This window comes from Actinomycetospora sp., assembly GCF_055612215.1.
Map to the genome: position 1 here is coordinate 1 of NZ_JBVPVA010000914.1, position 14,188 is coordinate 14,188.

Below are 14,188 nucleotides of genomic sequence, written 5' to 3' on the forward strand. Positions count from 1 at the left end.
GTGCTGCCTCCGACCGGGGCAGCTCCCGATGCTCCTCCTGGTCCACCGGGCCGGGTCGCGCGACGGACGGCCGTGATCAGGAGAGCTCTGGGCACCTCGGCGAGATCGCCCGCGTGTCCAGCGCACTCCTGATCTCCGTCGAGGGCCGTCGACGGCCGAGCGATCAGGTCGCCGACGGCAGGCGCACCGGCAGGTGCTTGATCCCGTTCACGAAGATCGACGACAGCCGGTCCGGCTCGCCGACCACCTCGAGGTCGGCCATCTCGGTCAGCAGGCGCCGGAACATGACGCCGGCCTCGCGACGGGCCAGGTGGGCGCCCAGGCAGAAGTGCGGGCCGTGGGCGCCGAACCCGTGGTGGGGGTTGGGGGAGCGGCGCAGGTCGAGGCGGTCGGGGTCGGTGAAGACCGACTCGTCGCGGTTGGCCGACCCGTAGAGCAGCAGCAGCTTCTCCCCGGCGGCGAGCGGGACGTCGCCGACGGTGGGGTCCGCGACGACCGGGCGGCGCATCCAGTTGATGGGGGAGGCCCCGCGGACGATCTCGTCGACCGCGGTCGGGGTGACGCCGTCGAGGTCCTCGGTCCAGAGGCGCTTGGCCTCCGGGTCCTGGTGCAGGCCCCACACGCCGTGGGTGACCGCGTTGCGGGTGGTCTCGTTCCCGGCCACGCACAGCAGGATGAAGAAGGACGCGATCTCCTGGGCCGTCAGCCGCTCCCCGTCGACCTCGCCGTGCACGAGCGCGGAGAGGACGTCGTCGCGGGGGTTCACCTCGGCGTCGGCGGCGAGCTCGGTCATCAGTGCGGAGAGACCGCCGCCCGCCGCGAGGTAGTCCTGCAGCGGGTTGTCCGAGACGTACTCCGGGTCGTCCCCCGCGAGGATCATGTTCGACCAGGTGAACACGTCCGCGCGCCGCGACTCCGGGATGCCCATCATGTCGCAGATCAGCAGCAGCGGGAGCGGGGCGGCGATCTCGGTGACCAGGTCGAACTCGCCGCCCTGGTCGGCCGCCGTCGCGCGGGCCCGGGCGAGGACGTCGTCGGCGATGCGCTCGACGTCGTCGACCAGCGAGGCGACCCGCCTGGGTGTGAAGGCGCCCGCGGCGATCCGCCGGATCTTGGTGTGGCGGGGCGCGTCCATGCTGATCAGCGAGCCGAAGAACTCGTGCGCCTCGGCGGGCAGGTCGAGGATCGACACGGCGCCGCGGCCCGAGCAGAACCGATCCGGGTTGCGGCTGACCTCCTCGACGTCGGTGTGCCGCGACACCACCTTGAAGCCGGGGCCGGGCTCGAACCCGGGGAATTCCGGCTCGGGGTACATCGGCAGGTCGTCGCGGGCGCGCAGGGCGGCGAAGGCGGCGTAGCGGTCGGGCCACGGGGCGTTCCAGAAGCCGCGGTCACCGAGGTCGAGCGGGGCGGTACTGGTCATCGGTCCTCCCGGGACGGGGTGGGCAGGAGCGCCACGAGGGTGGGGACGAGCAGGTCGCGCACGCCGGCGCGGTCGAGCGAGCCGCGCACGAGCCACTCGCGGGAGGCGGCACGCACGAGGCCGAAGTAGGCGCGGACGCGGGCGCGCAGCACGACGTCGCCCGCCGGGTCGGAGCGGGGGTCGTGCTCGGGGACGAGCGCGACGAGCACCCGCTCGGCCGCGACCTCGTCGGCCCGCTCGACGACCGCGTCGACCTCCGGGTCGCCGCCCGCACCGCCGACGCCGACCGTGAGCCACAGGCCCCGGCGGGCGGCGACGGTGTCGAGGAACCAGTCCACGGCGGCGCCGGCCCGCTCGGCCCGGGTCTCGCCCGGCAGGTCGGTGGCGGCCGCCTCGGGGATGGTCAGCAGTGCCCCGAGCGCCTCGAGGTACAGCTCGCGCTTGGTGCCGAAGTAGTGGTTGAGCAGGCCGCGGGCGACGCCGGCCTCCCGGGCGAGCTCGCTGGTGGAGACGTCGCCGTAGGGCCGCTCCGCGTAGAGCCGCAACGCCGCGTCGAGGATCTCCGCGCGGCGGGCGTCGGGGTCCAGGCGGCGGCCGACGGGGGGTGCCGTCATCACCGCGACACCACGTGCAGCGGCAGGCGCAGGGCCCCCGGCGCGTCCGGCGGCACCACCGGGCGCCGCGGCGCGACCGGGTCCACCCGCCGGTAGGGCTCCCCGGGCGCGGGCCGCGGGTCGGCCTCCCCGGCGTTCGGCCACGTCGACAGGGCCCGCTCGGCGAGCGCGGTGATCGTCAGCGACGGGTTGACCCCGAGGTTCGAGGGCACCGTCGAGCCGTCGACGACGTGGATGCCCGGGTGTCCGTGCAGGCGGTGGTACGGGTCTACGACGCCGTCCGCGGCGGTCGTGCCGAGCACCGCGCCGCCGAGGAAGTGCCCGGTCACGGGGATGTTGGCCAGGCTCGACGCGGCACCGACCGGCACACCGCGGATCCGGCGGGCCACCCGGCGCGCGACCTCGTGCCCGGCGGGGATCCACGGCGGGTTGCCCTCGCCGTCGGCGGGCGCGCTGGCGAGACCGGGCAGGAAGCGGCGCGGCCGCAGCGTCAGCGAGTTGTTCAGCGTCTGCATCACCAGCAGCACGATCGACTGCTCCGACCAGTGCTTCGGGCGGTGGATGAGCCGCAGCTCGCGGCGGCGTCGGACGACAGCGCCGAGGACGCGGCGCAGGCCCGGCCCGTGCCGTCCGATGGTCGGGTCGGCCTCGTCGGGGGAGCCGTCGACGAGCATCGCCGACATCAGCGCGAGCAGGTTCGAGCCGTGCCCGTAGCGGACCGGCTCGACGTGGGTGTTCTCGTCGACGTGGATCGAGGAGGTGATCGAGACGCCGTCGGTGAAGTCGGCGGCCGGGTCCGACGTGCGGGCGGCGAGGATCGCCTCGGAGTTGGTGCGCACCCGGTGCCCGAGCCGGTCGGAGATCCGCGGCAGGTGCGCGCGCTGGCGGTGCAGCAGCCGCTGCGTGCCGAGCGCGGACGCGGCGACGACGACCTGGCCCGCCGTCAGGACCCGACGCCGGGACCGGGTGCCGAACCGCGGCGTCCCACGGACCTCGACCTCGTAGCCGGAGGCGCCGGACAGGTCGCCGTGGCGCGGGCGGATCGCGGTCACCGTCGTCAGCGGGTGCACGACGGCGCCCGCGGCCTCGGCGAGGTGCAGGTAGTTCTTCGCGATCGTGTTCTTGGCGTTGTGGCGGCACCCGGTCATGCACTCGCCGCAGTGCCGGCACGTCCGCCGCGCCGGCCCGGCGCCGCCGAAGTACGGGTCTGCGATCTCGACGTCGGGCTCCTCCCCGAAGAGCACCCCCACGTCGGCCCGCTGGTAGGTGTGCCCGACGCCGAGCTCCTCGGCGACGTCGCGCATCACGGCGTCGGCCGCGGAGGTGCGCGGGTAGGTGGCGACGCCGAGCATCCGCGCGGCCTGGTCGTAGTGCGGGGCGAGCTCGTCGTGCCAGTCGGCGACGTCGGGCCAGCTCCCGTCCGCGAACACCCGCGCGGGCGGGCGGTACAGGGTGTTCGCGTAGACGAGCGACCCGCCGCCGACCCCGGCCCCCGACAGCACCAGGACGTGGCGCAACGGGTCGATCCGGAAGATGCCGTGGCACCCCAGCCGCGGCGCCCAGAGGAAGTCGCGCAGGTGCCACGAGGTGCGGGCGAACTCGTGGTCGGCGAAGCGGCGGCCCGCCTCCAGCACCGCGACCCGGTAGCCCTTCTCGGCGGCGCGCAGCGCGGCCACCCCACCCCCGAAGCCCGACCCGATCACCACGACGTCGTGATCGACGTCCTCACCCGCGAGCGTCACGACGGGCACGTTGCCGCGCTGTTGGCAGACTGTCAAGAGGGGTGCCGCCCGTCGGGCCGGGCGAGGTTCCGGCGCGACGAGGACGGGACCTGACCGCCTCGTGCACCACCGTGTTCCCCAGACACCCCGTCGGAGGAGCAGCCATGACCACCACCCTCGTCGAGACCGTCGTCCGGGCCGACCGCGCGATCACCGAGGCCGTGTCCCGCCTCGGCGCGGCCTGGTCGCGGACCTTCCCGCCGATCTTCGCGACCGACCTGACCGACGGCGTCCCGGTCCGCGCGGCCGTCGCCCACATCGCCGGGGACGAGGCGTGGGTCCCGGCGATGCTCGCCGGGCGGACCATGGCCGAGGTCGGGCCGGACGCCTTCGACGGCGACCTCCTCGGCGACGACCCGGCCGAGGCCTTCGGACGACTCGCGGCCGCCGCGCAGGTCGCGGTCCGCGCCGTCACCGACCTCGCGGCGCCGGTGCACTGCTCCTTCGGCGACTGCTCGACCGAGGAGTACCTGTGGCAGCTCGCGGTCGCGCGCACGCTCGGGGCCGAGGCGCTCGCCGTCGTCGCCGGAGTGGCGAGCCCGGTCGACGACGCGCTCGCCGCCGCCGTGCTGGCCGGGCTGGCGCCGCGGGCCGAGCTGTGGCGCACGGTCGGCATCCTGCGCCCCGCCCGGGTCGCCACCGGCCCCACGCCGCGCGACGAGCTGTTCGCCCTCGTCGGGTGGTCGGGCGCGACGCGCAGCATCCGCGCGGTCACCCCGAGTTCTCCTTAATGACTGAGTTTACTGCTCCTTCCGGCGTATCCGGTACGTCCGGGGGCACTCCGACGGCGGCTATGCCCCGGGTGATCCGTGGGCGCACCATCGATCGCAGTCTGATGGAGTTCTCGGGGGACAGGAGCACAGATGACCCTCGCGGTCGTCGTGAACGGTCGGTCCCGGACGCCGAGGCGGACACTGCGCCACGGCTCCCCGGGGAGCGGTCACCAGTGGATCGTCACCACGCCGGGGGCCGAGCCGGACCTCTGGGCCGAGTACCTGGACGGGGCGGAGCGCAGCTACGGGGCCCACGGGGTCGAGCGTGTGGCGGCGGTCGACGAGATCGCCGACGGCGCGACCACGGCCCTGCTCTTCGCCGCGGTGACCGACGAGGGCCGTGTGGTGGGCGGCATCCGGACCGCGGGCGTCCTCGCGCACGCCGACGACGCCGCCGCCCTCGCGGCCTGGGACGGTCACCCCGAACGGGCCCGGGCCCGCGCCATGTTCGAGGAGCGGCTGTCCTTCGGCGTGGTCGAGCTGAAGACCGGCTGGGTCGCCCGCGACGCGCCGGATCGCCGGCGCCTGACGGCCAGCCTCGCCCGGACCCCGCTCCACGCCGCCCTCATCCTCGGCGCGCGCTACGGCGTGGGCGCCGGGGGAGGGCACTCGCTGCGGATGTGGACCGCGAGCGGCGGGGTCGTCGCGCGCGAGCTGGCACCCGTCCCGTTCCCGGACGAGCGCTACGAGACCCACCTCGTGTGGTGGGACCGCTGGGTGTCGTCGACGACCGTGACCGAGCACGAGCGGCGGGCCCTCGACGCCGAGACCGCCCAGCTCGTCGGGGTCGTCTCGCCGGCCGTGGCCTCGTGAGCGGGATGGCGCCCGAGCCGTTCCGGGCGGTGCTGCTCGACGAGTCCGACCCCGACGACGCGGCGACCCTCGCGGCGCTGCGGGCCGACCCGGCGGTGCTCGTCCTCGACCAGCGGGAGGCGCAGCGGGCCGACCTCGCGGCCCTGCGCGACGGGGGGCCGCCGGCGGGCGGGACCGGCCCGGGCCGCTGGGCGTACTACCCGTGGCGGCGCGCCCTCGTCGGGGTCCTCGACCGCACCGCGTTCGCGCGTCTGCGGACCGACCGCAACCGCAACAAGATCACGGCCGACGAGCAGGAGCGCCTGGCCCGCCTGCGGGTCGGGGTGGTGGGGCTCTCGGTCGGCCACGCGGTGGCGCACACCCTCGCCCTGGAGGGCCTCTGCGGCGAGCTGCGGCTGGCCGACTTCGACGGGATCGAGGTGTCCAACCTCAACCGCGTCCCCGCCGGCGTGCTCGACCTCGGCGTCAACAAGGCCGTGGTGGCGGCCCGGCGGATCGCCGAGCTGGATCCCTACGTCGCGACGACCGTCTTCACCGCCGGCGTGACCGCGGAGAACCTCGCGGAGTTCCTCGACGGCCTCGACGTCCTGGTCGAGGAGTGCGATTCGCTCGACGTCAAGGTCCTCGTGCGCGAGGGCGCCCGCGCCCGCGGCATTCCCGTGCTGATGGAGACCAGCGACCGCGGACTGCTCGACGTCGAGCGTTACGACCTCGAGCCGGACCGTCCGCTCTTCCACGGGCTGCTCGGGGACGTCGACTCGAGGAGCCTCCGCGCGCTCTCCACCCAGGAGAAGGTCCCGCACGTCCTGCGCATCCTCGGTGCCGACGAGCTCTCCACGCGGCTCGCGGCGTCGATGGTGGAGGTGGGCGCGACCCTGACCACCTGGCCGCAGCTCGGCGGCGACGTCGTCCTCGGTGGGGCGACCGTCGCGGCCGCGGTCCGCCGGCTGGCCCTCGGGCCCGAGCTGCCGTCGGGCCGGATCCGCATCGATCTCGACGCGCACCTCGACGCCGTCACCACCCCGCAGCCCCCCGACGGTGGTGACCGGATCCCGTCCCCGCGGCGGCCGGGCGACGACGGGGACCGCCCGGCCACCGGACGGCACCCGGTGGACGCCGTCCTCGAGGCCGTGCGGCGGGCCCCGTCCGGCGGCAACGTCCAGCCCTGGTGGGTCGGGTCGGACTCCTCCGCGGTGCGGCTCCACCTCGACCGCACCCGCACCACGACCATGGACGTGGCCTTCCGCGGCAGCTACGTGGCCCTCGGGGCGGCCTGGTTCAACGCGCGGGCCGCGGCGTCCGCGGCGGGGGTGCTGGGGCCGGCGACGGTGTTCCCCGACCCCACGGACCCCGACCTCGTCGCCGAGCTGCGCTTCGGGTCGGGACGCGACGAGCGACTCGCCCGGGCCCACCCCCACGTCCTCGAACGCGGCACCAACCGCGCGCTCGGGCGACCCGGGCCGATCCCGACCGCGACCGCGACCGTGCTGCACGAGGTGGCGCGGGCCGAAGGCGGACGCCTGCACCTCGTCGACCCCGGCCCGCGGCTGGAGGCCGTGGGCGAGACGCTGGGCGCCGCCGACCGGGTCCGCTTCCTCACCGAGGACCTCCACCGGGAGATGTTCGCGGAGGTCGTCTGGCCCGGTGACTCGTCCGAGGTCGGCATCGACGCCGAGGCCCTCGGGCTCGACCCCGTGGACCTCGCGAAGCTGACGATCGCCCGTCGTCCCGAGGTCATGGCCCTGCTTGCCGGATGGGACGCGGGGTCGGCGCTGGTGACGGACACCCGCGACCGGGTCACGTCGAGCTCGGCGCTCGCCGTCGTCACGGTCGACGGCACGGCGCCGGCGGACTACGTGCGCGGCGGATCGGCGGTCGAGGCGGTCTGGGTGGGGGCGCAGGAGCAGGGACTCGCCGTCCACCCGGTCTCGCCGGTCTTCCTCTACGCCGTCGACGCGGCCGACCTCGCGACCCTCTCGCGCCCGTTCGCCGGGGAGCTCGGCCGCCTCCGGACCGACTTCCGCGCGGCGGTCGGGCTGGACGACGACGAGGCGGTCGCGCTCGTCCTGCGCCTCAGCCATACGGCGGCCGTGCCGTCGCGGAGCGCACGTCGGCCGGTCTCCGAGTTCCATAGGACTACCTGAATGGCGGTATGACAGCTACGCTGCGTTGTATGAGACGCGGAGAGGGTGAAGGCGGGCCGTCGAATCTCGACGAGCTCGTCACGCTCGTCGCCACAACTCTCATGGGCGTGGACTCCTCGTCCCTGCGTCCGGCGGCCGAGACGGTGCTCCAGGGCCTGGTGTCGTTCTTCCAGGTCGACCTCAGCTTCCTCCGCTTCCACGACGAGGCGCGGCGCGCGACCGTGCTCGTGGCCGAGTGGCCGCCCCGCGACGCCGTGCCCGACCCCGACCCGCTCGGCGTGATCTTCTTCGAGGACGCCGAACCGACCTTCGCGCTGACCGAGCACCTGACCGACATCCTCGTCGTGCGGCCCACCGACCACCCGACGTACCAGCAGGTGGTCCAGGACGGCTCGGGCGTCCCGGCGACGTCGGTCGCGACCGTGCCGATGCGCTCCGGGGACCGGACGACGGGCCTGCTCGGCTTCGTCAAGTTCGGCGACCGCGGGTGGGACGACGACGAGCTCCGGGCCCTGCGGACGATCGCGCTGCTGTTCGCGCAGCTGCAGGCCCGCCTCCTCGCCGAGGACCGGCTGCGCCACATCGCCCACCACGACGAGCTCACCGACCTCCCCAACCGCCGCGCCGTCCTCGCCCACCTGGACGAGGTGCTCGCCTCTCCCGAGCCCGGGACGCGGGCCCTGCTCTTCGTCGACGTCGACCGGCTCAAGGCGATGAACGACTTCCTCGGGCACGAGGCCGGGGACCGGTTCATCGTCGAGGTCGCGGAGCGGTTGCGCGTCGCGGTCGGCACCGACGGGCTCGTGGCCCGCTTCGGCGGCGACGAGTTCATCGTCGCGATGGCGGGCGCCGCCGACGACTCGGCGGCCGCCGCCACCGCGGCCCGGATCCAGCGGGCGATGGACCAGCCGATCCGCCTCGGGGGACAGTCGCTCGGGCGGACGGTGAGCATCGGCGTCGCCGTGGCCGATCCGCGGGCGACCACGGTGACGGAGTGGCTGCGCAGCGCCGACCAGGCGGTCCTCGCCGCGAAGGAGAGCGGCGGGAACACCGTCGTCCGCTTCACCGCGGAGATGCAGGCCCGCGAGCGGCTGCGCCTCGCCGTCGAGATGGACCTGCGCTCGGCGATCCGCGACGGGCTGCTGAGCCTGCACTACCAGCCCGTCGTCGACCTCGCCTCGCGCGAGTTCACCGGCGTCGAGGCCCTCCTGCGCTGGAACCACCCGACGCTCGGGCCCGTCGACCCGGAGCTCTTCGTCGGGGTCGCCGAGGCCACCAATCTGGCGGGCGAGCTCGGGGCCTGGGTGCTCGACGAGGCCTGCCGGCAGTTCGCGGCCTGGCGGAGCCGGCTGGGTCCCGACGACGCCGGGTTCACAGTGGCGGTCAACGTGTCCCCGGTGCAGCTGATCGACGTCGAGTTCGTCGCGACCGTCGAGAAGGTCCTCGCCGACCGGGGGCTGGTGGGCAGCGACCTCGTGCTGGAGGTCACCGAGCACGCGGTGGTGAGCGAGGCGGCCGCGCTGACCACGCTGCGCGGGCTGCGGGCCCTCGGCGTCTCCATCGCCATCGACGACTTCGGCACCGGCTACAGCTCGCTCGCCCAGCTCAAGGCGCTCCCCGTGACGATCGTGAAGATCGACCGCAGCTTCGTGCGTGACCTCGGGTGCAGCACGGACGACCTGCCGATCGTGCGCTCGATCCTCGGGCTCGCCCGGGCGTTCGGCCTCGAGGTGATCGCCGAGGGGGTCGAGACGGAGGTCGCCCGCTCGACGCTGCTCGCCCTGGGCGCCACCTCGGCGCAGGGCTACCTGTTCTCCCGACCGGTGCCCCCGGAGGAGATCAGCGCGCTCCTCGGGCTGACCGGGGGCCCGGGTCTGCGCTCGGCCTGAGCGGGTCAGTCGACCGCGCGGTCCCGGACGAGGGCGAGGGCGGCGTCGCGCAGCGGGCCCGGACGTGCGAGGCGCTCGCAGGCGTCGAAGTGCGTGCCGTCGGACTGCTCGAGGATCGAGACCGGCACGCCCGGCCAGCTCCGGGCGAGCAGGCGCTGCTGGCGGTCGAACTCGCCGGGCTCGTCGCCCCCGCAGGTCAGGAGCAGCGGTCCGGGCGCGGTCGGCGCGGTGTGCACCGGGCTCGCGTCGTGCGCGACCTCGGGTGTCATCCCCAGCACGTCGTTGAGGTACGAGCGGCGGATCGGCTCCAGGTCGTAGAGCCCGCTGATCCCCAGGCCCGCCCCGACGGTGTCGCGCGGGAGCCCGTACGCGTCCCAGTCGGTGGCCATGAGCTCCGCGATCAGGTGGCCCCCGGCGGAGTGCCCGACGACGGTGATCCGGCGCGGGTCGGCCCGGAGCTCCTCGGCCCGCCGGGCGAGCTCGGCGACCCCCGCACGGACGTCGGCGACGACGTCGGGGACCGACACCTCCGGCGCGAGCCGGTACTCGACGGTCGCGAACACCGCGCCCTGCTCGAGGAACGGGGGTGCGAGGAAGGCGAAGGTCTCCCGCTCGAGGGCCTGCCAGTAGCCGCCGTGGACGAAGACCACGAGCGGGGCGGCCGTGGGGGAGTCCGGGGCGCGCAGGACGTCGACGACCTGCCGGGCGTGCCCGCCGTAGTGCAGCTCGACCGGCGGGAACTCGCGCCGCACCGCCTCGCTCTCCTCGTGCCACGCGGCGAGGATCGCGTCACCCTCGGGGACCAGGGCGCCCACGTCGTACTGGGCGTCGAACCACTCCCTGGTCGCGCCCTCGGGCAGGGCGAGGTCGTCGGTGTCCTCGGGGCTCTCGTCCACGGTGCTCACGGTGGCGGCGTACCCGCTGCGACCGCCGACCCCTCGGCCGCCGGGTCGAGCACCACGGGGTCGCCCACCGAGATCGTCCCCGAGGTGAGCGCCCGGCAGATCGCACCTCCGCGGTCGTGCATCGCCCGCGCCGCACCCGGCCCGACCGAGGTCTCCATGACCCGGCACGGCGCGGCCTTGCGCACGACCTCCAGCTCGACGTCGCCCACGACCAGGCGCGCGCCCGGCGTCGTCGGGATCCGACCGTGGTCGACGGCGATCGTGCGCCGGGTCGCCGACGCCGCCACCGGCCGGCCCCACTCGGCACCGGCCTCGGCGAGCTCGGAGAGCGACTGGACGGAGACGTGGCGGTGGCGGGTGCCGTGGTAGCGGTCGCCGACGACGCCGCGACCGGCCTCGACCTCGACGTGGTCCACCGCGACCATCGGCGCCTTCCGCTCGGGCGCGATGTGCAGCGCGGCCACCCTGGTCACGTCCACCAGCGTACGAGGGGCGACGATGCGCCCTCGGCCTCGCGGTGGGCTGGACGGGGGCGGTGCCGTGCCCCACCTGAGGGGCGCCCGTCCGCCGTCCGACCCCTTAGGGTGTGGGCGTGCTCCACACCGCCGTGCTCGAGCCCGTTCGTGACGAGTTCTGGCCCAGTCGCCGCATCGACGCCTTCGACGAGCACTGTCGTCGCGGCAGCTGAACCCCGACCCGGAACCGACGAACCCAGGAGAATTCCGCAGTGAGCACCCCCGAGTCCGGCTGGTCGTTCGAGACCCAGCAGATCCACGCCGGCGCGACGCCCGACCCGGCGACGAACGCCCGCGCGACCCCGATCTACCAGACGACGTCGTACGTCTTCCGCGACACCCAGCACGGCTCCGACCTGTTCAGCCTCGCCGAGCCGGGCAACATCTACACGCGGATCATGAACCCGACGAACGACGTGCTCGAGCAGCGTCTCGCCGCGCTCGAGGGCGGCGTGGCGGCGCTCGCCTTCGCCAGCGGGAGCGCGGCGACGACCGCGGCGATCCTCACCATCGCCGAGGCCGGCGACCACATGGTGTCGAGCCCCAGCCTCTACGGCGGCACCTACAACCTGTTCCACTACACGCTGCCCAAGATGGGCATCGAGGTCTCCTTCGTCGAGGACCAGGACGACCTGGCGCAGTGGCGCGACGCCGCGCGGGAGAACACCAAGCTGTTCTTCGCCGAGACGCTGCCCAACCCGGGCAACAACGTGCTCGACATCCGCGGCGTCGCCGACACCGCACACGAGGTCGGCGTCCCGCTGCTGGTGGACAACACGGTGCCGACGCCGTTCCTCGTCAAGCCCATCGAGCACGGCGCCGACGTCGTCATCCACTCGGCCACCAAGTTCCTCGGCGGGCACGGCACCTCGATCGCCGGTGTGGTCGTCGACGGCGGCACCTTCGCGTTCGGCGAGCACGGCGACCGCTTCCCCGGCTTCACCGAGCCCGACCCCAGCTACCACGGCCTCAAGTTCTGGGAGGCCCTCGGCCCGGGGGCGTTCGCGGCCAAGATGCGGGTGCAGCACCTGCGCGACACCGGCGCCGCGCTCTCGCCCTTCAACGCCTTCCTGATCCTGCAGGGCATCGAGACGCTGTCGCTGCGCATGGAGCGCCACGTCGCCAACGCCCAGGCGATCGCGGAGTGGCTCGAGGCCCGCGACGAGGTGGAGCAGGTCTGGTACGCGGGCCTGGAGTCCAGCCCGTGGCACGCCGCCCAGCAGAAGTACCTGCCCCGCGGGGCCGGCAGCATCGTCGCCTTCGAGCTGCGGGGCGGCGTGGAGGCCGGTCGGACCTTCGTCGACGGCACGTCGCTGCACTCGCAGCTGGCCAACATCGGCGACGTCCGCAGCCTCATCGTGCACCCGGCGTCGACGACCCACAGCCAGCTCTCCGAGCCCGAGCAGCGCTCCAGCGGCGTCACCCCGGGCCTGGTGCGGCTCTCGGTGGGCATCGAGAACCTCGAGGACATCCGGGCCGACCTGGAGGCGGGCTTCACCGCCGCCAAGTCGGCCACGTCCGACTCGTCTGCGTGACCCATCTGCTGCCCGGTGGCCGGGCGGCGGGCTCTCCCGGGGGTCCGCCGTCCTCCGACACCGTGCCGGTCCTCCCTCCCGCCACGGGTGCGTGGCGGGAAGGGGACCCGGTGGGTGACCGCCGGTTCGTGACCCTCCCCGACCCGCTGCCGCTGGAGAGCGGGTCGGCGCTGCCCGACGTCACCGTCGCCTACGAGACGTGGGGCGAGTACCGCGGCGACAACGCGGTCCTGGTCCTGCACGCGCTGACCGGCGACAGCCACGTCACCGGGCCCGCCGGGCTCGGGCACCCCACGCCGGGCTGGTGGGGCGCGGTCGTCGGGCCCGGGCTCGCGGTCGACACCGACCGCTGGTTCGTCGTCGCCCCCAACGTGCTCGGCGGGTGCCAGGGCACGACCGGGCCGGCGTCACCGGCGCCGGACGGCCGCCCGTGGGGCTCGCGGTTCCCGCACACCAGCGTCCGCGACCAGGTGGCGCTCGAGGTCCGGCTCGCCGACCAGCTCGGGATCGGGTCCTGGGCCGCGGTGCTCGGGGGCTCGATGGGCGGGATGCGGGCCGTCGAGTGGGCGGTCACCCATCCCGAGCGGGTGGAGCGCCTGCTCCTGCTGGCCTGCTGCGCGTCGGCGTCGGCCGACCAGATCGCGTGGGCGTCTCCGCAGCTCGCGGCCATCCGCGAGGACCCGTACTGGTGCGGCGGGGACTACCACGACCGGCCGCGCGGCGAGGGGCCGCACATCGGGCTCGGCGTCGCGCGCCGGATCGCCCACACCACCTACCGCACGGCCGAGGAGCTCGACACCCGGTTCGGTCGGCGCCCGCAGCCGGGGGAGGACCCGTACGACGCGGGCACCCCCGGCCGGTTCGCGGTGGAGTCCTACCTGGACCACCACGCCGAGAAGCTCGTGCACCGTTTCGACGCCGGCTCCTACGTCGCCCTGACCGCGGCGATGAACGGCCACGACGTGTCGCGGGGCCGCGGCTCGATGGCGGACGCGCTCGGTCGGGTCACCGCACGGACCCTCGTCGCCGGGGCGACCACCGACCGGCTCTACCCCCTGCACCAGCAGGAGGAGCTGGCGGCACTGATCCCGACGTCGGGACCGGTCGAGCTCATCGAGTCGCCGTACGGGCACGACTCGTTCCTCATCGAGGCGAAGCGTCTCGGTGAGATCCTCGAGTTGCTCCTGGCGTGACGGCCGCGGCACCGAGCGGGGTGCTGCCGGCGTGCTCGACCGAGTCGTGGATGCGGTCGAGCAGGTCGACGACGACGGGGTCGGCGAGCCGGTAGCGCACGACGCGGCCGTCGCGGTGGGCGCTCACGAGGTTCTGGGCGCGCAGCAGGCGCAGCGCCTGGCTCGTCGTGGAGTCCTTCAGCCCGGCCGCGACCGCGAGGTCGGACACGCAGATCTCGCCGACCTCGTGGATGCAGAGCAGCAGGGTCAGGCGCGTCGGGTCGGCCAGCAGCGCGAAGCGCGACACCCAGCCGTGCATCGTCGCCTGGTCCGGGAGGGCCGCGATGGCCGCGCAGACCCGGTGGTCGCCGTCGACCGCGACCGCGTCCGCGTCGCCGGAGAGGTGCACGCCGCCAACCTAGCCCTCCGGGCCTGTGCCCGGGGGGCTAACGTGGCGCGACGTGGCAGGGGAGCCGGTGACCCAGGACGCCACGCCGGTGGTGCCCCCGTTCCGGGGCAACCTGCTCGGCGAGGCCCGCATCCAGCTGGAGCTGGCGGCGTTGCTCGCCAGCGGCGTGTACCGGGGCGTCGACGTCCCGCACGGGGACGGCGCACCGGTGGTGC

Annotated in this window: 11 protein-coding genes and 1 pseudogene; 6 read left to right on the plus strand and 6 right to left on the minus strand. The window is 74.7% G+C overall.

Annotation, left to right across the window (positions count from 1 at the left end):
- Window positions 1-163 precede the first annotated feature (163 nt).
- The 3 genes from AC0CYZ_RS24905 to AC0CYZ_RS24915 are packed head-to-tail and all read right to left on the minus strand — an operon-like array spanning window position 164 to window position 3,779.
- On the minus strand, window positions 164-1,423 hold the full coding sequence (locus AC0CYZ_RS24905; RefSeq protein WP_472220335.1) for a cytochrome P450: 1,260 nt from the start codon (window positions 1,421-1,423) through the stop codon (window positions 164-166).
- On the minus strand, window positions 1,420-2,037 hold the full coding sequence (locus AC0CYZ_RS24910) for a TetR/AcrR family transcriptional regulator (protein WP_472220337.1): 618 nt from the start codon (window positions 2,035-2,037) through the stop codon (window positions 1,420-1,422). The genes AC0CYZ_RS24905 and AC0CYZ_RS24910 overlap by 4 nt, the downstream gene beginning before the upstream one ends.
- Complete coding sequence (locus AC0CYZ_RS24915) at window positions 2,037-3,779, minus strand: FAD-dependent oxidoreductase (protein WP_472220339.1); 1,743 nt, start codon at window positions 3,777-3,779, stop codon at window positions 2,037-2,039. Before AC0CYZ_RS24915 ends, AC0CYZ_RS24910 begins: the two co-directional genes overlap by 1 nt.
- Before the next feature lie 143 nt (window positions 3,780-3,922).
- Between AC0CYZ_RS24915 and AC0CYZ_RS24920 the strand changes: the two genes are divergently transcribed.
- From AC0CYZ_RS24920 to AC0CYZ_RS24935, 4 genes are all read left to right on the plus strand, one after another.
- Window positions 3,923-4,549 (plus strand): hypothetical protein, encoded by a 627-nt coding sequence (locus AC0CYZ_RS24920; protein WP_472220341.1) that lies wholly within the window; start codon window positions 3,923-3,925, stop codon window positions 4,547-4,549.
- A gap of 132 nt (window positions 4,550-4,681) precedes the next feature.
- Window positions 4,682-5,404: a hypothetical protein gene (locus tag AC0CYZ_RS24925; RefSeq protein ID WP_472220343.1), complete on the plus strand. Its 723-nt coding sequence runs from the start codon at window positions 4,682-4,684 to the stop codon at window positions 5,402-5,404.
- Between the two features lie 5 nt (window positions 5,405-5,409).
- On the plus strand, window positions 5,410-7,548 hold the full coding sequence (locus AC0CYZ_RS24930; protein WP_472220355.1) for an Rv1355c family protein: 2,139 nt from the start codon (window positions 5,410-5,412) through the stop codon (window positions 7,546-7,548).
- 29 nt (window positions 7,549-7,577) lie between these two features.
- On the plus strand, window positions 7,578-9,437 hold the full coding sequence (locus AC0CYZ_RS24935; protein WP_472220345.1) for a putative bifunctional diguanylate cyclase/phosphodiesterase: 1,860 nt from the start codon (window positions 7,578-7,580) through the stop codon (window positions 9,435-9,437).
- 5 nt (window positions 9,438-9,442) lie between these two features.
- Here AC0CYZ_RS24935 and AC0CYZ_RS24940 read toward each other — a convergent pair whose 3' ends face one another.
- Entirely contained in the window at window positions 9,443-10,342 is a 900-nt protein-coding gene (locus AC0CYZ_RS24940; protein WP_472220347.1) for an alpha/beta hydrolase, read from the minus strand.
- Window positions 10,339-10,815: an MOSC domain-containing protein gene (locus tag AC0CYZ_RS24945; protein ID WP_472220349.1), complete on the minus strand. Its 477-nt coding sequence runs from the start codon at window positions 10,813-10,815 to the stop codon at window positions 10,339-10,341. Before AC0CYZ_RS24945 ends, AC0CYZ_RS24940 begins: the two co-directional genes overlap by 4 nt.
- A gap of 251 nt (window positions 10,816-11,066) precedes the next feature.
- Here AC0CYZ_RS24945 and AC0CYZ_RS24950 point away from each other — a divergent pair.
- Both AC0CYZ_RS24950 and metX read left to right on the plus strand, forming a co-directional pair.
- Window positions 11,067-12,392, plus strand: a pseudogene (locus AC0CYZ_RS24950) (bifunctional o-acetylhomoserine/o-acetylserine sulfhydrylase); the annotation flags it as partial.
- Window positions 12,393-12,454: 62 nt separating this feature from the next.
- Window positions 12,455-13,585, plus strand: a complete 1,131-nt coding sequence (metX, locus tag AC0CYZ_RS24955; protein WP_472220351.1) for a homoserine O-acetyltransferase MetX — start codon at window positions 12,455-12,457, stop codon at window positions 13,583-13,585.
- Here the strand turns inward: metX and AC0CYZ_RS24960 are convergent.
- Complete coding sequence (locus tag AC0CYZ_RS24960) at window positions 13,536-13,973, minus strand: ArsR/SmtB family transcription factor (protein WP_472220353.1); 438 nt, start codon at window positions 13,971-13,973, stop codon at window positions 13,536-13,538. The genes metX and AC0CYZ_RS24960 overlap by 50 nt on opposite strands.
- Window positions 13,974-14,188 lie beyond the last annotated feature (215 nt).

Coding starts and splice junctions, on each gene's coding strand:
- AC0CYZ_RS24905 (WP_472220335.1), bottom strand. CDS start 1,423: ATGACCAGTACCGCCCCGCTCGACCTCGGTGACCGCGGCTTCTGGAAC.
- AC0CYZ_RS24925 (WP_472220343.1), top strand. CDS start 4,682: ATGACCCTCGCGGTCGTCGTGAACGGTCGGTCCCGGACGCCGAGGCGG.
- AC0CYZ_RS24935 (WP_472220345.1), top strand. CDS start 7,578: ATGAGACGCGGAGAGGGTGAAGGCGGGCCGTCGAATCTCGACGAGCTC.
- AC0CYZ_RS24930 (WP_472220355.1), top strand. CDS start 5,410: ATGGCGCCCGAGCCGTTCCGGGCGGTGCTGCTCGACGAGTCCGACCCC.
- AC0CYZ_RS24910 (WP_472220337.1), bottom strand. CDS start 2,037: ATGACGGCACCCCCCGTCGGCCGCCGCCTGGACCCCGACGCCCGCCGC.
- AC0CYZ_RS24920 (WP_472220341.1), top strand. CDS start 3,923: ATGACCACCACCCTCGTCGAGACCGTCGTCCGGGCCGACCGCGCGATC.